General features: G+C 69.2%; 20 protein-coding genes. 6 read left to right on the forward strand and 14 right to left on the reverse strand.

Features of this window, described 5'->3' with window-relative positions:
- The 11 genes from MKK82_RS11930 to MKK82_RS11980 form a co-directional block, all read right to left on the reverse strand.
- Entirely contained in the window at nucleotides 1-762 is a 762-nt protein-coding gene (locus MKK82_RS11930) for an ABC transporter permease (protein WP_238290055.1), read from the reverse strand.
- A gap of 14 nt (nucleotides 763-776) precedes the next feature.
- Complete coding sequence (locus tag MKK82_RS11935) at nucleotides 777-1,712, reverse strand: ABC transporter ATP-binding protein (protein WP_238290056.1); 936 nt, start codon at nucleotides 1,710-1,712, stop codon at nucleotides 777-779.
- 147 nt (nucleotides 1,713-1,859) lie between these two features.
- Nucleotides 1,860-2,105 carry a hypothetical protein gene (locus MKK82_RS11940; protein WP_238289984.1) on the reverse strand — a complete coding sequence of 82 codons (246 nt, stop codon included), beginning with the start codon at nucleotides 2,103-2,105 and terminating at the stop codon, nucleotides 1,860-1,862.
- Between the two features lie 293 nt (nucleotides 2,106-2,398).
- Entirely contained in the window at nucleotides 2,399-2,710 is a 312-nt protein-coding gene (locus MKK82_RS11945; protein WP_238289985.1) for a hypothetical protein, read from the reverse strand.
- A gap of 261 nt (nucleotides 2,711-2,971) precedes the next feature.
- On the reverse strand, nucleotides 2,972-3,304 hold the full coding sequence (locus MKK82_RS11950) for a hypothetical protein (RefSeq protein ID WP_238289986.1): 333 nt from the start codon (nucleotides 3,302-3,304) through the stop codon (nucleotides 2,972-2,974).
- A 588-nt stretch (nucleotides 3,305-3,892) separates the two neighbouring features.
- Entirely contained in the window at nucleotides 3,893-4,276 is a 384-nt protein-coding gene (locus MKK82_RS11955; protein ID WP_238289988.1) for an SUF system Fe-S cluster assembly protein, read from the reverse strand.
- Nucleotides 4,277-4,327: 51 nt separating this feature from the next.
- Nucleotides 4,328-5,572, reverse strand: a complete 1,245-nt coding sequence (locus MKK82_RS11960) for a cysteine desulfurase (RefSeq protein ID WP_238289989.1) — start codon at nucleotides 5,570-5,572, stop codon at nucleotides 4,328-4,330.
- A gap of 200 nt (nucleotides 5,573-5,772) precedes the next feature.
- Nucleotides 5,773-7,095: a SufB/SufD family protein gene (locus MKK82_RS11965; RefSeq protein ID WP_238289990.1), complete on the reverse strand. Its 1,323-nt coding sequence runs from the start codon at nucleotides 7,093-7,095 to the stop codon at nucleotides 5,773-5,775.
- Nucleotides 7,096-7,098: 3 nt separating this feature from the next.
- Nucleotides 7,099-7,851 (reverse strand): Fe-S cluster assembly ATPase SufC, encoded by a 753-nt coding sequence (gene sufC / locus MKK82_RS11970; protein WP_149310456.1) that lies wholly within the window; start codon nucleotides 7,849-7,851, stop codon nucleotides 7,099-7,101.
- Between the two features lie 280 nt (nucleotides 7,852-8,131).
- Nucleotides 8,132-9,601: a Fe-S cluster assembly protein SufB gene (gene sufB / locus MKK82_RS11975; protein WP_238289991.1), complete on the reverse strand. Its 1,470-nt coding sequence runs from the start codon at nucleotides 9,599-9,601 to the stop codon at nucleotides 8,132-8,134.
- Between the two features lie 69 nt (nucleotides 9,602-9,670).
- Nucleotides 9,671-10,840 carry a cysteine desulfurase family protein gene (locus MKK82_RS11980; protein WP_243985835.1) on the reverse strand — a complete coding sequence of 390 codons (1,170 nt, stop codon included), beginning with the start codon at nucleotides 10,838-10,840 and terminating at the stop codon, nucleotides 9,671-9,673.
- 264 nt (nucleotides 10,841-11,104) lie between these two features.
- Here MKK82_RS11980 and MKK82_RS11985 point away from each other — a divergent pair, with 264 nt between their 5' ends.
- From MKK82_RS11985 to MKK82_RS11995, 3 genes are all read left to right on the forward strand, one after another.
- Nucleotides 11,105-11,761: an alpha/beta hydrolase gene (locus MKK82_RS11985; protein WP_238289993.1), complete on the forward strand. Its 657-nt coding sequence runs from the start codon at nucleotides 11,105-11,107 to the stop codon at nucleotides 11,759-11,761.
- A gap of 86 nt (nucleotides 11,762-11,847) precedes the next feature.
- A complete protein-coding gene (locus tag MKK82_RS11990) occupies nucleotides 11,848-12,234 on the forward strand; it encodes a response regulator (protein WP_238289994.1) in 387 nt (128 codons plus the stop codon).
- A gap of 58 nt (nucleotides 12,235-12,292) precedes the next feature.
- A complete protein-coding gene (locus tag MKK82_RS11995) occupies nucleotides 12,293-13,585 on the forward strand; it encodes an O-acetylhomoserine aminocarboxypropyltransferase/cysteine synthase family protein (protein ID WP_238289995.1) in 1,293 nt (430 codons plus the stop codon).
- Between the two features lie 281 nt (nucleotides 13,586-13,866).
- Here the strand turns inward: MKK82_RS11995 and MKK82_RS12000 are convergent, their stop codons facing one another.
- The 3 genes from MKK82_RS12000 to MKK82_RS12010 form a co-directional block, all read right to left on the reverse strand.
- A complete protein-coding gene (locus tag MKK82_RS12000; RefSeq protein WP_238289996.1) occupies nucleotides 13,867-15,036 on the reverse strand; it encodes an acetyl-CoA acetyltransferase in 1,170 nt (389 codons plus the stop codon).
- Between the two features lie 427 nt (nucleotides 15,037-15,463).
- Complete coding sequence (locus MKK82_RS12005) at nucleotides 15,464-17,185, reverse strand: IlvD/Edd family dehydratase (protein WP_238289998.1); 1,722 nt, start codon at nucleotides 17,183-17,185, stop codon at nucleotides 15,464-15,466.
- 121 nt (nucleotides 17,186-17,306) lie between these two features.
- Nucleotides 17,307-17,876, reverse strand: coding sequence for an NUDIX domain-containing protein (locus MKK82_RS12010; RefSeq protein ID WP_243985836.1), 570 nt, complete (start codon nucleotides 17,874-17,876; stop codon nucleotides 17,307-17,309).
- Between the two features lie 172 nt (nucleotides 17,877-18,048).
- On the opposite strand from MKK82_RS12010, the gene MKK82_RS12015 reads away from it, so the two are divergent.
- Genes MKK82_RS12015 through MKK82_RS12025 form a run of 3 tightly spaced genes read left to right on the forward strand, consistent with a single transcriptional unit; the run spans nucleotide 18,049 to nucleotide 19,030 of the window.
- Nucleotides 18,049-18,501 (forward strand): hypothetical protein, encoded by a 453-nt coding sequence (locus MKK82_RS12015; RefSeq protein WP_238290001.1) that lies wholly within the window; start codon nucleotides 18,049-18,051, stop codon nucleotides 18,499-18,501.
- A complete protein-coding gene (locus MKK82_RS12020; RefSeq protein ID WP_238290003.1) occupies nucleotides 18,498-18,749 on the forward strand; it encodes a monovalent cation/H+ antiporter complex subunit F in 252 nt (83 codons plus the stop codon). The genes MKK82_RS12015 and MKK82_RS12020 overlap by 4 nt, the downstream gene beginning before the upstream one ends.
- A complete protein-coding gene (locus MKK82_RS12025; protein WP_238290004.1) occupies nucleotides 18,746-19,030 on the forward strand; it encodes a monovalent cation/H(+) antiporter subunit G in 285 nt (94 codons plus the stop codon). The genes MKK82_RS12020 and MKK82_RS12025 overlap by 4 nt, the downstream gene beginning before the upstream one ends.
- Nucleotides 19,031-19,160 lie beyond the last annotated feature (130 nt).

Genomic DNA, 19,160 nt, shown 5'->3' on the forward strand with positions numbered 1-19,160 from the left:
TCAGCTCTTCAGCCGGTAGCCCGTTCGGAAGATGTAGGTGACGAGGCCGAGGCAGATCACCAGGAACAGCGCGGTCATGCCCAGGCTGACCGCGATGCTGACGTCGGCGGTGCCGAAGAAGGCCCACCGGAAGCCGCTGATCAGGTACACGACCGGGTTGAGCAGGCTGACCGCGTGCCAGAACGGCGGCAGCATGCCGATGGCGTAGAAGCTGCCGCCCAGGAACGTCAGGGGCGTCACGACGAGGAGCGGCACCAATTGCAGCTTCTCGAAGCCGTCCGCCCAGAGGCCGATGACGAAGCCGAACAGGCTGAAGGTCACCGCGGTGAGCAGCAGGAAGCCGATCATCCACAGCGGGTGGTCGATCCGCAGCGGCACGAACAGGGCCGACGTCGCCAGGATGATCAGGCCGATCAGGATCGACTTGGAGGCCGCCGCGCCGACGAAGCCCAGCACCACCTCCAGCGGCGAGATCGGGGCCGACAGGATCTCGTAGATCGTCCCCGCGAACCGCGGGAAGTAGATGCCGAACGAGGCGTTCGAGATGCTCTGGGTGAGCAGCGAGAGCATGATCAGGCCGGGCACGATGAACAGCCCATAGGGCACGCCGTCGACCGCCGAGACCCGCGAGCCGATCGCCGCGCCGAACACCACGAAGTACAGGGTGGTGGAGATCACCGGCGCGAGGATGCTCTGCCCGGCCGTCCGCCAGAAGCGGCCCATCTCGAACAGGTAGATGGCCCGGACCGCGGGCCAGTTCATGCTGAAGCCCGCACTCATGCCTGTGCCCTCTCCTCGCGGACCAAGCCGACGAAGATGTCCTCCAGCGAACTCTGCTCGGTGTGGAGATCGTTGAAACGGATGCCGGCCGCGGCCAGCCCGGTGAGCAGGCCGGTGATGCCGGTGCGCTCGGCACGCGTGTCGTAGGTGTAGACCAGCTCGCTGCCGTCGCCGGCGACCGCCAGTTCGTAATCCGACAGATCCGGCGGGACGGCCGTGATCGGCTTCTGGAGATGCAGCGTCAGCTGCTTGCGCCCGAGCTTGCGCATCAGCGCGGCCTTCTCCTCCACCAGGATGATCTCGCCCCGGCGGATGACGCCGATGCGGTCGGCCATCTCCTCGGCTTCTTCGATGTAGTGGGTGGTGAGGATCACGGTGACGCCCTGCTGGCGCAGGTCGCGCACGAGGCGCCACATGTCCTGGCGCAACTCGACGTCGACGCCCGCGGTCGGCTCGTCGAGGAACAGCACCCGCGGCTCGTGGGAGAGCGCCTTGGCGATCAGCACGCGGCGCTTCATGCCGCCCGACAGGGTCATCAGCCGGCTGTTGCGCTTGTCCCAGAGGGACAGCGCCCGCAGGATCCGCTCGATATGGGCGGGGTTCGGGGTCAGCCCGAACAGCCCGCGGGAGAAACTGACCGTGTTCACCACCGTCTCGAAGGCGTCGGTGGTCAGTTCCTGCGGCACGAGACCGATGGCTCGCCGCGCCGCGCGGTACGCGCTCGCAATGTCGTGGCCGTCGACCAGCACCGTTCCGGAACTCGGCGTGACGATGCCGCAGACGATGTTGATCAGGGTCGACTTGCCGGCGCCGTTCGGACCCAGCAACGCGAAGATCTCGCCACGCTCGATGGCGAGGTCGATATCCCGCAGGGCGGTGAAGCCCGACGTGTAGGTCTTCGACAGCTTCGAGATGGAGATGATCGGCATCAGGGCCTGGGATCAGCGGTGGCAAGCGCGGCCTGGGCCGCCGTCGCTCGGACGGCGCATGCCGCGTCGGTCGCGAGCGGCCCTATAGCATGTCGCGCTGCGGTGCTCAGGGGTCCCGTGTGTGCGAGCGCACCGCCGAGCGCCTGGATGTCACCCGTCTCCGAACTGCTCCACCAGCGCCAAGCACGCCTTGCGGCGATCCGGGTCGGCGATCCGGGAGAACGCCGCGAGCAGCGCCGCGCATTCCGAAGCGCTCGGCCCCGATGCGCCGTCCGCCCAGGATACGCGGCTCCGGAACGCCACGACGGGAATGTTCAGCGCGTCGGCGATCTGTCCGAGCAGCCGCTCCCGCTCGTCCGCGGCGGTGTTCGGCTCGGGTCCTCCCACGTCGGTCATGATGCCTTCAACACCAGTCCTTCGGCCGGGCGCCCGCATGCGCGTCCGGCTGGCCGGCTTCGCGCAGCCCGATGCCGAGCGCAATGCCAAGCGCGACCATTCACAAATTCTTGGATGGTGCAACCTACCGTTATGTTTCGACCCGGCGCCGCAGGGGCGCGCCAGTAGTCTGCACATCCGGGATCAAGCCCAGGCGCCCGTCCGAAAGCAGTCTTGAGGTGGATGGCGCCCGTACTCGGACGTTCTGGTCCGGGAATATGCAATCGCGGGTAGTGCGATCCGCGTCGCCCGTTTTATGCTGACCGACGGAGAGCGACGAGCGCGATCAGTCCGGCGAGCGTCGCAGCGCCGAGGAACCGGCGCCAGGGATTCACGCCGCGCAGCACCTCGTCGAGTGCCCACCACGCCAGGGCCAGGTCGGCTCCGATGGTCAGCCACGTTGCGAGCGACCCGGCTTCCCGGGCCAACCAGGCGGCCACGGTGAGGCCGCCGAACAGCCAGAGCGGCAGGTTCGGCCATTGGGCGATGGTGATGACGCCCGTGGTCCTGTCACGGAAGATCCAGTCGAAGCCGCGTCGGATCGTTCCGGTCCGCCCTTGATCCATGGTCTGGAACTCTCTCGACGGAGGTGGAGGCCGTTGCGGCGTCCTTAACCCTTCGGCAACCTTAACAAACGGAAACGGTCGGTAAATCCCTAACAGAAGCTGAAAGGACTCGCGGAAATTCCGTTAATGCGATGTTCTTGGGTGATCGGAGCGGCGATCTCGCTGCCCAATACGAGGATCTGATCGTGAGCGCTCGTCTCGAAGATCTGAAGTTCATGCTCACGCTCAGCGCCGTGGTGCTGTTCGGCAGTGGGCTCGACGTCATCCTGCGCTGACACGCGTGCCGAATTCGGTCCGCAACGCTGTCCCGCTCTGCGCGATGGCGCGGCTGAGGGCAGAGCGCGCGCTCGATTGACGCGCCTCGGCGTTCCGGCTCCGGACCGGGGCGACGGTCACCGCGGCGATGCGCCGTCCGGGTGCCCGATGCGATCCGATCGATGCGGCGCTCGCTGACGGCATCTGACCGGAGCGCAGGAAGTACCGGAGCTCGGCGGCCTTCGCCCGCCGCTCCGCGCGGATCTTGAGGGTGGCGATCACGAGACCGATCAGCCCAGTCGTTTCGAGGAACGCCGCCAGCACGTAGCCCGAAGCCATGCGAATTCACCAACTGCGTCAGGAGGGCGCCGCAGCGCTGCGGCAAGACCTGATCTGCGCCGTCATGGTTAGCGCGGCCTTAACGGCTACGTAGAGAGCCGCAGCTCGCAATCGCTGCATCCTCAAGACAGCACCCTTTGAGCCACGCTGTTATAGGCCGCATCGATCCTTTGTCTTCAGAGACGTCGGTCAAGTCTTTCCAGCCTCAGCCCCGAGATCCCGATGTACCCGGGCGAGTCACCGCGGTCGAACCCGCGATGCGCGGCACCGCGCTGGACGAATTCTTCGGGCGACGGCGCGAATGGGACCCGATGCATGGGCGCGGTCGACGTCCAAGCACCCTCGACCAGCGGCATCGATCGGCAGCACAAGCGGCATCACGACCGCCATCAACCCGCCCCGCGCCCGATCCCGACGGCGACGCGAAACCCTGGTGCCCTCCTCCACGTGGACGAGGCGTGCCAGGCTTGAACCGGCGAGCCGGCGACGGCCGTCATCGACCGGTTCGAGACCCCTGCGCGGCTCGCCCCAATGGCGTCGACGCCGCCGCCCGCGGAACGGGCCGGCCGCACGCTCAGCCGATGCCGCTCACCACATGTCGAGGGCGACGCGGGCCTCGTCGGACATGCGGCTCTGATCCCACGGCGGATCGAACACCATCGTCACCGTGCAGGCCTGCACGCCCGCCACCGCGCCGACGGCGTTCTCGACCCAGCCCGGCATCTCGCCCGCCACCGGGCAGCCGGGGGCCGTGAGCGTCATGTCGATGGCGACCTTCCGGTCGTCGTCGATGTCGACCTTGTAGATGAGGCCGAGCTCGTAGATGTCGGCCGGTATCTCGGGATCGTAGACGCTCTTGAGCGCCGCGACGATGTCGTCCGTCAGGCGGTCCATCTCCGCCTGCGGGATCGCGGAGGTGCCCGCGACGGCGGGGGCGTTCATGCCGCCCGTGATGGTGGCGTCGGTGGTCATCGCTTCACTCTCCCCGGTCCCGCGCGGGCGGGACCAGCTTCAACCAGACTATCAGGTGAACAGCATTTCTGCCTTGCCGAGGGCCTCGGCAAGGGTGTCGATCTCCGCCGTCGTGTTGTAGAGGCCGAACGAGGCCCGGCAGGTGGAGGTCACGCCGAAGCGGTTCAGCAGGGGCATGGCGCAATGCGTGCCGGCGCGCACGGCGACGCCCTGCCGGTCGATCACCGTGGCGATGTCGTGGGCGTGAGCCCCCTTCATCTCGAAGGCGATGACGCCGCCCTTACCGGGCGCGGTCCCGATCAGCCGCAACGCGTTCATCGCCCCGAGCCGCTCCTGCGCGTACGCGGTGAGCTTGGCCTCGTGGGCCGCGATGGCCTCGCGCCCCACCGACATCATGTACTCGAGGGCGGCGCCGAGACCCACCGCCTCGATGATCGCCGGTGTTCCGGCCTCGAACCGGTGCGGCGGATCGTTGTAGGTGATCGCGTCCTCGCTCACCGTCCGGATCATCTCGCCGCCGCCCTGGTAGGGTGGCAGGCGCTCCAGCCATTTCTTCTTGCCGTACAGCACGCCGATCCCGGTCGGGCCGTAGACCTTGTGACCGGTGAAGACGAAGAAATCGCAGTCCAGCGCCCGCACGTCGACGGGCTGGTGGACGGAGCTCTGCGCCCCGTCGAGCAGGACCGGAACGCCGTGGTCGTGGGCGATGCGCACGATCTCGGCGGCCGGCGTCACCGTGCCCAGCACGTTCGACATGTGGGTGATCGCCACCATCTTGGTGCGGGGCGAGAACAGCTTCTCGTATTCCTCGATCAGGAAGTTGCCGTCATCGTCCACCGGGGCCCACTTGATCACCGCGCCGCGGCGCTCGCGCAGGAAGTGCCAGGGCACGATGTTGGAGTGGTGCTCCATGATCGAGAGGATGATCTCGTCCCCCTCCCCGATCAGCCCGGCCCAACCCATCGTGGAGGCGACGAGATTGTACGCCTCGGTGGCGTTGCGGGTGAAGATGATCTCGTCGGTCGAGGCCGCGTTGAGGAACTGGCGGGTGGTCTCGCGCGCGCCCTCGAACCCTTCGGTCGCGGCATTCGCCATGTAGTGCAGGCCGCGATGGACGTTGGCGTAGCCGGTCTCCATGCAGGAGACCATCGCGTCGATCACCTGCCTCGGCTTCTGCGCGGAGGCGGCGTTGTCGAGATAGACCAGCTTCTTGCCGTAGACCTGCTGCGACAAAATCGGGAAATCCCTGCGGATCGCCTCGACGTCGTAGGCCGGGGTGAGGACGGGTGCGTTCATGGTCGCGACCTTCAGATGAGTTCGCCGATCCCGTAAGACCGCCTCATCCCGAGGGGCCGGGGTGAGGCGGGGGCCTCGAAGAGGCCTTTGACTGGCGCTGCGATCCCCCGGCCCTCCTGCGAGGCCCGCAGGCGCGGGCATCCGAGGATACGGGTGGGGTTCGGCGTGTCGGCCGGTCCCTGGCGAGGCCGGCCGGGTCGTCAGCCGCGCGCCCGCAGCCAAGCCTCGATCTCGCCGATCAGCGCCGCGCGGGCGCCCTCGTGCGTGACCGACTCGACAGCCTCGCCCACGAAGGCCTGGACCAGCAGGCTCTCGGCGATCGCGCGCGGCAGGCCGCGGGCCATCAGGTAGAACAGGAGGTCAGGATCCGGCGCGCCGCAGGTGGCTCCGTGGCCGCAGGCGACGTCGTCGGCGAAGATCTCCAACTCCGGCTTGTTCATCATCTGCCCCTCGTCGGTGAGGAGGAGGCAGTCGGACTTCATCTTGCCGTCGGTCTTCTGCGCGACCTGACGGACGATGATCTTGCCCTGGAACACCCCGGTGGCATCCCCGTCGATGATCCACTTGAACTGTTCGCGGCCGACGCCGCCGACCGCGGCGTGGTCGGCGAGCAGCGTCGAGTCGGCGAGCTGGCCGTTGCGCAGCATGGCCGCGCCGTTCACCACCACGTTGGTGTCGTCGCCCGCGACGTGGACGTAGATCTGGTGGCGCGACAGCACCGCCCCGGTGACGAGGTTCACGGTCTCGACCTGCGCTTCGGTGTCGACCTTCAGCGACAGGGTCGACAGGGCGATGGTGGCATCGCCCTCCTTGTTCAGGCGGGTGTGGCGGAAGACCGCCTGCGGGCCGACCACGACGTCGAGGGCGTCGTTCGGCTGGCAGGTGAGCTGGTCCGGACCCTCGTGGCTCTCCAGCAGGCTGAACTCCGCGCCTTCGCCGAGCTGGACGAGCACGCGGGTCGCCGTGGAGAACGGCGCATCGCCCGAGCCGACGAAGCGGAGATGGATCGGCCGCGCGGGCTTCGCGCCGGCGGCCACCGAGATGACCGCGCCATCCGCCAGGAACGCCGTGTTCAGCTGATAGACCGGGTTCTCCCGGGCCTGCGGCACGGGCGCGAGCTGCGCCAGGACCACGTCACCGTTGGTCAGCGCCTCGTTCAGCGGCGTCACGCGGACCCCGTCGGGTATCGCGGCGAGGTCGGACAGTTCGCGGACCAGATGACCGTTGACGAAGGTCAGGCGCGCGGCCTCGATCCCGTCGAACCCCACGGCCCGCGCCACGGCGGCCCTGGCGGCGTCGAGGCTCGGTGCCTCGGCGGGCGGGGCGACGTCGGTGATCGCGGCGCGCAGATCGGTGTACTTGAACGCCTCCACCCGGCGGCTCGGCAGGCCGGTCGCCTCGAAGAAGCGGAACGCCTCCTCGCGGGCGATCGTCGTGTCGCTGGCGAAGCTCCGGCGCGCCGTCTCGAACAGCTTCGACAGGCCGGCCTCGGCGGGGGAGCGGAGGTTTGTGACGTCGGCCATGGCTCAGGCCGCCTCGCCGGTGCGGTACTCGGCGTAGCCGGACGCCTCAAGCTCGAGGGCGAGATCCTTGCCGCCGGTCTTCACGATCTGGCCCTTCGACATGACGTGCACGGTGTCGGGCACGATGTGGTTGAGCAGCCGCTGGTAGTGGGTGATGACCAGGAAGGAACGGCCCTGGTCCCGGAGCGCATTCACCCCCTCCGAGACGATGCGCAGGGCGTCGATGTCGAGGCCGGAATCGGTCTCGTCGAGCACGCAGAACTTCGGCTGGAGCAGCGCCATCTGAAGGATCTCCATGCGCTTCTTCTCGCCGCCGGAGAAGCCGACGTTGAGGGCGCGCTTGAGCATCTCCTTGTTGATCTCAAGCTTGTCGGCCGCGCCGTTCACCGCGCGGATGAAGTCCGGGGTCGACAGCTCCGCCTCGCCGCGCGCCTTGCGCTGAGCGTTGAGGCAAGCCTTCAGGAACGTCATGGTGCCGACGCCGGGGATCTCCAGCGGGTACTGGAAGGCGAGGAAGATGCCGGCCGCGGCGCGCTCGTCGGCGGCCATCTCCAGCACGTTCTGCCCGTCGAGCAGGATCTCGCCGTCGAGGACCTCGTAGTCCTCCTTGCCGGCGATCACGTAGGAGAGGGTCGACTTGCCCGAGCCGTTCGGCCCCATGATGGCGGCGACCTCGCCGTCGTTCACGGTCAGGTTCAGGCCGTTCAGGATGCGGTTGTCCTCGATCTGCACGACGAGGTTCTTGATTTCCAGCATGTCAGTCCAAGTCCTTCAAAACCATTCGTCCCGCATCGCCCGCAGGAGCGCGGCGGTCCCGACCGGATAGCCGGAGAGGTCGCCGATCACCGCGTCGATGCCGCACCGGGGACAGAGGGCGGTGCCGTCATCGGCGATCCAGCCCGCGATCTCGTCCGGCGCGAAGACCGCGAGGCAGAAGAAGCATCCGCACAGGACGCTGCTCCCGACCTCGTCGGCGTGCCGCGCGCCGTGCCGATGGGCCGCGCGCAGCAGGTCGTCGTCGTATCGGCCCAGGCGGTCAGCCCACCGAGCCTTCCAGGCTGATCGAGATCAGCTTCTGGGCCTCCACGGCGAACTCCATCGGCAACTGCTGCAGCACGTCCCGGACGAAGCCGTTGACGATGAGCGCGGTCGCCTCCTCCTCGGAGAGGCCGCGCTGCTGGCAGTAGAACTTCTGGTCCTCGGAGATTTTCGAGGTGGTCGCCTCGTGCTCGAACACCGCCGAAGCGTTCTTCGACTCGATGTAGGGCACGGTGTGCGCCCCGCACTGGTCGCCGATCAGCAGGGAATCGCAGTTCGTGAAGTTGCGGGCGTTGGAGGCCTTCCGGTGGGCCGAGACGAGGCCGCGATAGGTGTTCTGCGAGCGGCCGGCCGAGATACCCTTCGAGATGATCCGGCTCGTCGTGTTCTTGCCGAGATGGATCATCTTGGTGCCGGAATCCACCTGCTGCATGCCGTTCGACACCGCGATCGAGTAGAACTCGCCGCGGGAATCGTCACCGCGCAGGATGCAGGACGGATACTTCCACGTGATCGCCGAGCCGGTCTCGACCTGCGTCCACGAGATCTTCGAGCGGGCCCCGCGGCAATCGCCGCGCTTGGTCACGAAGTTGTAGATGCCACCCTTGCCGTCGTTGTCGCCCGGGTACCAGTTCTGGACGGTCGAGTACTTGATCTCGGCGTCATCCAGGGCGACCAGCTCGACCACCGCGGCGTGGAGCTGGTTGTCGTCGCGCTTCGGGGCGGTGCAGCCCTCCAGGTACGAGACGTAGGAGCCCTTGTCGGCGATGATCAGCGTGCGCTCGAACTGGCCGGTGTCGCGCTCGTTGATGCGGAAATAGGTCGACAATTCCATCGGGCAGCGGACGCCCGGCGGGATGTAGACGAACGAACCGTCCGAGAACACGGCCGAGTTCAGCGTCGCGAAGAAGTTGTCGGTCGCCGGCACGACGGAGCCGAGATACTTCTGCACGAGCTCGGGATATTCCTGCACGGCCTCGGAGATCGGCATGAAGATCACGCCGGCCTTCGACAGTTCCTTCTTGAAGGTGGTGGCCACCGAGACCGAATCGAACACTGCGTCGACCGCGACCCGGCGCTCCGGCGCGATGCCTTCCAGCACCTCGACCTCGCGCAGGGGAATGCCCAGCTTCTCGTAGGTCTTCAGGATCTCGGGGTCGATCTCATCGAGGGACATCGCCGCCGGGCGCTTGGGCGCCGCATAGTAGTAGATGTCGTTGTAGTTGACCTTGTCGTAGGAGACGCGCGCCCATTCCGGCTCCTGCATGGTCAGCCAACGCCGATAGGCGTCGAGGCGCCACTCCAGCAGCCAAGCGGGCTCGTTCTTCTTGGCCGAGATGAAGCGGACGACGTCCTCGGAGATGCCCTTCTCGGACTTCTCCATCTCGATGGTGGTCTCGAACCCGTACTTGTACTGGTCGAGGTCGATCGAGCGGACCCGGTCAATGGTTTCCTGCACAGCAGGCATCAGCGTCTCCTAGGCATCTCCGGCGTCAAGGACCGGGAAGCGTCTCTCGGAAAGCGGGGGTAGCGGCCCTCAGGCCGCCTGTCCTCGCCGTTTATATAGGGGCTGCAAGGCCCGTTCGAAGGCGTCGAGGAAGCATGCCGCATCCGCGTCCACCGTGTTCCAGCCGAGGCTGACGCGCAGTGCTCCTCCTGCGAGGTCCGCCGCGACGCCCATCGCGGCGAGCGTGGCCGACCGCGCGACCTTGCCGGACGAGCAGGCCGAGCCCGACGACACCGCCACGCCGGCGAGGTCCAGAACGATCAGGGCCGCGGGGCCGTCCAGCCCCGGGACCGCGACGCTGAGCGTGTTGGGCAGGCGCGGGGCGCCGGCGGCGAACACCACGGCGTCGGGCGCGAGGGCCCGCACGCCGGCCTCGATCCGGTCGCGCAGGTCCGACAGGCGGGCGGCCTCCCGATCGAGGGTCGCGCGGGCGATCCGGGCCGCCTCGCCCATGCCGACGATCGCCGGCAGGCACTCGGTGCCGCAGCGCTGCCGGCGCTCCTGGCCGCCGCCGCGCAGGAAGGCGGTCTCCAGGGTGACGCCCTCCGCGAGCACCAGGGCGCCGACGCCCTTCGGCGCCGCGAACTTGTGCCCCGACAGGGTCAGCGCGTCGAGGCCGAGCGCCGGCATGTCGAGGGGGATTTTGCCGGCCGCCTGCACGGCGTCGCTGTGGATCAGCGTCCGGCCGTGCGCCCGCGCCAGGGCGGCCACGTCGGCCAGCGGCTGAACCGCGCCGGTCTCGTTGTTGGCGGCGTGGACCGAGAGGAGGAGGGGCTGGTCCGCCAGTGCCGCGAGGCGCGTCTCCAGCGAGGCGCAGTCGATCACGCCGTCCGCGGTGACTGGCACCTCCTCCACGGCCCCGTCCGGGAACCGATGGCCCGCCGCGACGCAGGGGTGCTCCGTCGCCGTGTGGAGGAGCCGCGCGGGGGGCGGCAGACCGCGCCGCCGCAGATCGCCCGACAGGACGGCATTCGCCGCTTCGGTCCCCCCGCTGGTGAAGATCACCTGCTCGGGGCGGACGTTCACGAGCTCGGCCACCCGCGCACGGGCTTCCTCCAGCGCGGCCCTGGCGGCGCGACCCTCCGCGTGGATCGAGGAGGGATTTCCGGGGAGCGTGAGCGCGCGCGCGACCGCCGCCGCGACGGCCGGACGAACCGGGGCGGTTGCGTTGTAGTCGAGATAGGCGCGTGCCCGGCTCATCCGTGTTCCGTCGAAGCCTCTGCTGCGGCGCGTCACAATTCCTTGCCCGCGCACCCGCTCGCCGTGCTAAGGCGCGCCGAGAGAATGAGATCCTGCCGACCGAGAGTGGCCGGCGCGACAGCCGACACGATGCATCGAGCTGCTTCTTTAGAACTGTTCTAATCGACTAGAACTGTTCTAAGACCGCTTTTATGGTGCGGGCGCGATGAGTCAAGGCTGTCGCGCCGGTCGCTGTTGGACGATCCCGAGCGTGAGAGACGAGCGATGCCCGAAGTCATCTTCACCGGCCCTGCCGGCCGCCTGGAAGGTCGATACCAAGCCCCCAAGAAGCGCGGCGCGCCGATCGCCATCATCCTGCACCCGCATCCGCAATTCGGGGGCACGATGAACAACCAGATCGTGTATAACCTCTTCTACACGTTCGCCAATCGCGGCTTCGCGGCCCTGCGCTTCAACTTCCGCGGCGTCGGCCGCAGCCAGGGCGCCTTCGACCACGGCTCGGGTGAGCTGTCCGACGCGGCGGCCGCGCTCGACTGGGTGCAGTCGGTCAATCCCGAAGCGAAGTCCTGCTGGATCGCCGGCGTGTCGTTCGGCTCGTGGATCGGCATGCAGCTGCTGATGCGCCGCCCCGAGATCGAGGGCTTCATCTCCATCGCCGCGATGGCGAACCGCTACGACTTCACCTTCCTGGCCCCCTGCCCGTCGTCCGGCCTGTTCGTCCACGGCTCCGAGGACCGGGTGGCGCCGGCGCGCGAGGTCATGCCGGTGATCGAGAAGGTGAAGACCCAGAAGGGAGTCATCATCGAGCATCAGATGGTCGAGGGCGCGAACCATTTCTTCGACGGGCGCGTCGACGAACTCACCCAGACGGTGGACACGTACCTCGACAAGCGCCTCGGCAAGCGCGAAGAGGCAGCCTGACGCAGCCGGCCCCCGCGCCTTGACGCGGGGAGCCCCAGAGGAATACGGCGCGGGTTTCGGAATTGAGACACACCTCCGCAGGTCTGATGTCAGATAGCCCGTCCGACCAACCCGTCGTGCTCCTCGTGGAAGACGACGGCCTCCTGCTGATGGAGGCCTCGGACACGCTGGCGGATGCCGGCTTCACCGTCGTGGAGGCCAGCCACGCCGACAAGGCGCTGAAGGTCCTCGAGAACCGCGACGATGTCGGCGTCCTGATGACGGATGTCGACATGCCGCAGGGCTCGATGGACGGGTTCGCCCTCGCCCGCCTCGTCGCGCACCGCTGGCCGTCGATTCCGGTCCTGGTGGTGTCCGGCATGGGCACGCCGGGTCCCAACGACATGCCGGAGGGCGCGCGCTTCATCCCGAAGCCCTACGAGCCGACGACCCTGGTCCGGACCCTTCAGGCCTTCATCAGCCGCGCGGCTTGACGCGCCGATCGGCGCGGGTTCACCCGCGGTCCCGGCACCGAACACCCGACCGGGGATCATGACGGACGAGAACCGACCGCACCGTTTCGCGACCCGGGCGATCCATGCCGGCGCGGCGCCGGATCCCGCCACCGGCGCGCGGGTCCAGCCGATCTACTTCACCAACGGCTTCGTCTTCGACTCAACCGAGCAGGCGGCCGACATCTTCGCCGGTCGCCGCACCGGCTTCTCGTATTCCCGCGGCTCGAACCCGACGGTCGCCGCACTGGAGCGCCGCATCGCCGATCTCGAGGGTGCGAAGGCCGCGGTGGCGGTCTCCTCGGGGCAGTCGGCCATGCTGCTCGTCCTGATGACCCTGATGAGGAGCGGCGACGCCTACGTCGCCTCCCCGCGCCTGTTCGGCGGGTCGCTCGGCCTGATGCGCCGCCTCGACGGGCGCTACGACTTGAAGCCCCGCTTCGCCGCCGGCATGACGCCGGAGGAGTTCGAGGCGGCGATCACGCCGGAATGCCGGGCGATCGTCTGCGAATCGATCGTGAATCCCTGCGCGTCCGTGATGGACCTCGCGGGGATCGCCGCTGTCGCCCGCCGCCACGGGCTGCCGCTGGTGGTGGACAACACCCTCGCGTCCCCGGCCCTGATCCGGCCGATCGAGCACGGCGCCGACATCGTCGTGCACTCGACATCGAAGTTCCTGGGCGGCTCCGGCCAGACCATCGGGGGCGTGATCTGCGATGCCGGCCGCTTCGACTGGGCGAGGACGGGGGGCTACAACCTGATCACCGAGCCCTGGCCGGATTACGACGGGCTGGTTCTGACCCAGGCTTTTCCGGAGACCCCGTTCGCGGCGGCCTGCCGGTTCTTCGGCCTGCGCGACCTCGGGCCCGGCCTGTCGCCGATGAACGCGTTCCTGACGCTCACGGGCATCGAGACCCTGCCGCTGCGCATGGAGCGGCACTGCGCCAACGCCCGGGCGGTGGCGGCCTTCCTGAAGGATCATCCCGCGGTGGCCCGGGTGAGCTACCCGCTTCTGCCGGGCCAGCCCGGGGAAGAGCTCGCCCGGCGCTACACGCCGGCCGGGCCGGGCTCGATCTTCACTGTCGCGCTGAAGGGCGGCGAGGCGGCGGCGCTCCGATGCATCGCCGCCCTGGAGCTGATCTCGCACCTCGTGAACATCGGCGAGATCAAGTCGCTGGTGATCCACCCGTCCTCGACCACGCACCGGCAGTTGCCGGAGCACGAGAAGGCCGCCGCGCAGGTCGGGCCCGAGACCGTCCGGCTGTCGATCGGCCTGGAGAACGAGGCCGACCTGATCGCCGACCTCCGGCAGGCGCTGGACAGCCTGGGCTGAGGATCGGCCCGTCGGTGAGGCCGCCGGATCGCCGCCGGCGGCGGCGCGCATGCCGATCTCCGGCCGGTGACGGTCCGCCGATCGCTTCTCGCGCCCGAACCCGATGGCGGTGAGGCATGGGGCGGCCTCGAACGAACCCTCCCGCCGGCGCGCGATCCCCGGAGGTCTCCCCCGAGGCTGTGCGCCCGCACCTCAGGCTGCAGGCGCGGAGGGGAGCGGGCACGTTCGGGACCGGACGGGGCGCGGGACGTGCCGCGCTCCCATGACCCGACCGGCCTGTCTCACCGCCGCCGCTCCAGAATCGAGACGTAATTGGCAACCGCCGCCCCGCCCATGTTGAAGATCCCGGCGAGCTCCGCTCCCGGCACCTGCATCTCGCCCGCCTCGCTCATGAGCTGAAGGCAGGCCATCACGTGCATGGATACGCCGGTCGCGCCCACCGGATGACCCTTGGCCTTCAGGCCGCCGGACGGGTTGATCGGGAGCCGGCCCCCCTTCTCGGCCAGCCCCTCGCGCACCACGCGGTAGCCCTCGCCCGGGGCGGCGAGGCCCATCGCCTCGTACTCGATCAATTCCGCGATGGTGAAGCAGTCGTGGGTCTCCACGAAGGAGAGGTCGTCGTTGCCGATCCCCGCCTGAGCCCGCGCCTTCTCCCAGGCGAGGCGGGCCCCCTCGAACGCGGCCGGATCGCGGCGCGACAGGGGCAGGATGTCGTTGACATGGGCCCGGGCGCGGAAGCCGACCGCCCGCTCCAGGGTTTCGGCGGTCTCGGCATCGGCCACGACCAGCGCGGCCGCGCCGTCCGAGATCAACGAGCAGTCCGTGCGCCGCAGGGGCGCCGCGACATAGGGGTTCTTTTCCGAGACCCGGTTGCAGAACTCGAAGCCGAGGTCCTTGCGCAGTTGCGCGTAGGGGTTGGCGACGCCGTTGCGGTGGTTCTTGGCGGCGATCCGGGCCAGCTCCTCGCTGCGGTCGCCGAAGCGCTGGAAGTAGCCCGCCGCGATCCGGCCGAACACGCCGGCGAAACCGCCCTCGATGTCGGCCTCCTCCTTGCGGTAGGAGGCGCCGAGGAGGATGTCGCCGGTCTCGGCCACGGACTTGGCCGTCATCTTCTCGGCGCCGACCACCAGGGCGATCCGGCCCCGGCCGCTGTCGACGAAGTCGAGGGCGGCGTAGAGGGCCGCCGAGCCGGTGGCGCAGGCGTTCTCCACGTGCGTGGCGGGCGCGTGGGCGAGGCCCGGCCGGTTCACCGCCACGAGCGAGCCCTCGAAGCCCTGCTTCGAGAAGCCGGTGTTCATCGAGCCCACGTAGATGCCGTCGACCTGGGAGTCCTCGACGCCGGCATGGGCCAGCGCCTCGCCGGAGACGCGGGCGATCAGCCCCTCGACATCCGGTTCCTCAAGCTTGCCGAAGGGCGTGTGGGCCCAGCCCACGATGCAGGCGCGCGTCATCCGGTCCTCTCCCTAGTCGCGTCGTGACGATGGGCCCGCCGCCGTCCGCGATCAAGCGGCGTCGGACGCGAAGGCCTGCGACGCCGCTCCCGCGCGCAAGCCTGTCCGGGGGCCAGCGTGGCGGCCCCTGTGTCGGCCAGCGTGTCGGCCGGGACCCGCCGTCGCGCCGGCTCCGCACGTCGCTCCGCGCCTCGGGCCCGACGGGACCCGAGACTGCGCCGGCATCCTGGTCCGGCGCCGCCGGGCCGCAGAGGCCGGAGCGGAGCCGGTCCACGTCTTAGGACGGGCGCAGGACGATCTGGGACCGCTGACCCGGAGGTCGGCCTGCGCCGGGGCGTCGGCGCACGATCCGGCATCCGCACCCGGCGAATCGTAGCGCGCGCCGATTGCGGCGGCGCGCTCGCGCGGCCGATCCGGCGCGGTCCGGTCACCCGTCGCGATCGCTCTCCCCCATCAGGAAGTCGAAGTCGCAGCCTTCCGGCGCCTGCGTGACGGTGCGGCGGTAGAGCGCCTTGTAGCCGCGCTTCGGCGCCGGCGGCGGCTGGAAGCCCTCCATCCGTCGGGCGATCTCCGCGTCGTCGACCAGCAGGTCGATCCGCTTGTCGCGGATCGACAGACGGATCCGGTCGCCGTCGCGCACCGCGGCCAGCGGCCCGCCGATGGCGGATTCGGGGGCGATGTGAAGCACGATCGATCCGAAGGCCGTCCCGGACATCCGCGCGTCCGAGATGCGCACCATGTCCTTCACCCCTGCCCGGGCGAGCTTCTTCGGGATGGGCAGGTAGCCGGCCTCCGGCATGCCGGCGGCGTGCGGCCCGGCATTCTGCAGGACCAGCACGTCGCCCGGCGCGACGTCGAGGTCGGGATCGTCGATCCGCCGGCTCAGGTCTTCGAGGCCGGTGAACACAACCGCCCGCCCCTCGGACTCGAACAGCGCCGGGGTCGCCGCCGCGCGCTTGAAGATCGCGCCCTCGGGCGCGAGGTTTCCGGTGAGGGCGACCAGCCCTCCGACCGGCGAGACCGGATTCTCGAACGCGCGGATCACCGCGCGATCGACCCAGCCGGCGGGTTCGTCCAGCCGCTCGGCGAGAGTACGTCCCTCCACATCCACGGTGTCGAGATGCAGCAGCGGCCGCAGCTCGCGCAGCAGAGCGCCCATGCCGCCGGCCGCGTGGAAATCCTCCATGTAGCCCTCGCCCACGGGCTTGAGGTCGACCAGGACGGGGGTCTCGTCGGAGATCTGGTTGAAGCGCGCGTAGGGGATGCGGATGCCGAGCCGCCCCGCCACCGCCGTGAGGTGCACGATGGCGTTGGTCGAGCCCGATACGGCCATCAACACGCGAATGGCGTTCTCGACCGACTTCTCCGTGATGACCTGAGAGGGCCGGATCTTCGACTGGATCAGCCGCACTGCGGCCCGCCCGGTCTCTTCGGCGGCCACCAGCCGGTCGGAATGCACCGCCGGGATCGCCGCCGTGCCGGGCAGCGACAGGCCGAGCGCCTCCGCGATGCACGCCATGGTCGAGGCCGTGCCCATCACCGCGCAGGTGCCGGCGGTGACGGAGAGCCGTCCCTCCACCTCGGCGATCTCCTCCGCGTCGACCGTGCCGGCCCGGTACTTCGCCCAGAAGCCGCGGCAGTCGGTGCAGGCGCCGAGCCGCTGGCCCCGGTGACGGCCGGTGGACATCGGGCCGGTGACCAGCTGGATCGCCGGCAGGTCGGCGGAGGCCGCCCCCATGAGCTGGGCCGGCACGGTCTTGTCGCATCCACCGATCAGCACGACGGCGTCCATCGGCTGGGCCTGGATCATCTCCTCCGTGTCCATGGCCATGAGGTTGCGATACATCATGCTGGTCGGATTGAGGAAAACCTCACCCAGCGACACGGTCGGGAAGGGCCGCGGCAGGGCGCCGGCCGCCAGTACGCCGCGGGAGACCGCCTCCACCAGCTCGGGCATGCCGCGGTGGCAGTTGTTGAAGCCGGACGGCGTCATGGCGATGCCGACCACCGGCTTGTCCAGCAGGCCCGGCGAGATGCCCATCGAGCGGGCGAAGGAACGGCGTAGGTAGCGCGCGAAGTCGCGGTCGCCGTAATTGGTCAGGCCCCGGTCGAGCCCGTGCGGCTCCCCGTGTCCGGCGTCTTCGCTCATGACATCGATCCCTGAAACGTCTGCGCCACATGCGGTCAGCGCAGGTGGAAGGCGATCCACGCGACCCCGGCCAGCACTACGGCGGTCAGCAACCCCCGAGCGAGTACGCGATAGCGGATTCTCACGCGCGGAACAGCTCCGGATGGCGCGCCCGCAGTGCAAGGACGAGGGTGAGCGTCTTCAGGTCGGTGATCGCCGCCTCGTCGGCCCGGGCGGCGAGTTCCGCAAGCGGCATCTCGACAACGCGGATGTTCTCGTGCTCGCCCGCAGCGCCGCCGCCGTCCTCGATCCGGTCCGCCTGGCCGTAGGAGCCGAGGTAGAGGTGCAGCTTCTCGGTGGTCACGCCTGCGCAGGAATAGGTGGCACCGACGGATTCGAGATCGGTCAGGCGGAGGCCGACCTCCTCCAGCACCTCCCGGCGGGCATTCTGCTCCGGGCTCCCATCATCGATCAGGCCTGCCGGGGCCTCGAGCTGGACCTGCTCGCCGGCCGCGAACAGGGGCGGTACCCGAAGCTCGCGCACGAGCGCGGCGACCTTGCGCACGGGATCGTAGGGCAGGATCCCCACCGCGTTGCCGTGGTCCTCGATCTCCCGTTCGACGACGGCGCCGTTGGCGAGGCGCACCCGCGCAATGCCGAACCGGCTCCAGCCCTCGTGGATGAAGCGAATCTCGAGGATCTCGGCTTTCATAGGCATCCTCCCAACACTGATCGCCCTACACGGAAGCGTGTCCCGTTGTTCCGGGAACGCTGAAGCACGAGGCTAGGTTTGGTCGGACATGCGCATGGCCACGCTTCCGCGGGGCATGCCCCGGTCAGGATCGATGCGGGCAGAGAAGATCAGCGGGATTGTGGGGTGATCGATGCGGGACGCCGTCGCGATCTGGGCCGCGCTGGTTCTCACCTACATGGTCTTCGCCGGCGCCGTGAATGTGAGCGAGAGCGTGGCGGCCGTGGGCTGTGCCAGCCTGGGCACGCTGTGGTGGTGGGGCGTCGGTCGGCGCGGGGGCACGCGCTTTCACTTCGATCGCTTGACGCTCCGGCCGCTCGGCCCAGCCATCCTCGCTGTACCTCGCCAAGCCGTCCACGTCGGGCTCCGCCTGTCGAGGGTCGTGCTCGGGCGCGCCGGCGGCGGTACGACGCGCGAGCGCACCGCGAGTGAATTGTCCTGGGCCGCGGCGTCGGGCGACACGGTCTACGCCGCGCGGGCCGTCGGGCTGTTCGCCGCCTCGCTCACGCCGGACAGCTACGTTCTGATTCTCGACCGCGAGCACGGCACCGTGGCGACGCACGCCCTCGAGGACGACGCCCCATGAACATCTGGACGGCCGCCGTCCTGGCGCTGCTTCCGCCGCTCGGCCTCGCGGCGGCCCTGACATGGCGGGGACGGCCGGGCCAGCGCTTCGCAGCCTGTCAGCTCGTCGGCAGCATCACGGTCCTGATCCTGACCTTCATGGCCTTTGCCACCGACCAAGCCGCGACCACCGACCTCGCTCTCACCCTGGTCCTACTCAACCTGCCGGGCACGATGCTGCTCGCGGTGTTCCTGGAGCGTTGGATATGAGCATCCTCATCGGCCTGGCTGTCGGTCTGGCGGTGGCGGTGACGTGGCTCGTCGCCATCGCCCTGTGGCGCCTGCCTCGGGCGCTGGACCGGCTGCACGCGCTCGCCTTCCTGAACGTCGCCGCGGCGTTCCTGGTCACCGCGGCGGCGTTCCTCGCCGACGGCATCTCGGGACGATCTCTCAAGATCCTCGTGATGATGATCGTCTTCCTTGCCTGGGCGGCGGTGCTCTCGCACGTGTCCGGCCGGGCGCTGTTGATGCGCGAGGGCCGCTCGGCATGAGGATGCCGCGATGACGCTCATCCTGCCGCTGCTGTTTCTGCTCACCGCCGTGTCGGGCACCGCCGTGGTGCTGGTGCGCGACCCAGCCCGTCAGATCTTCGCCATCGCGGTCAACGGCCTCGTGCTGGCG

The organism is Methylobacterium sp. E-046 (genome assembly GCF_022829625.1).
GTDB lineage: Bacteria > Pseudomonadota > Alphaproteobacteria > Rhizobiales > Beijerinckiaceae > Methylobacterium > Methylobacterium longum.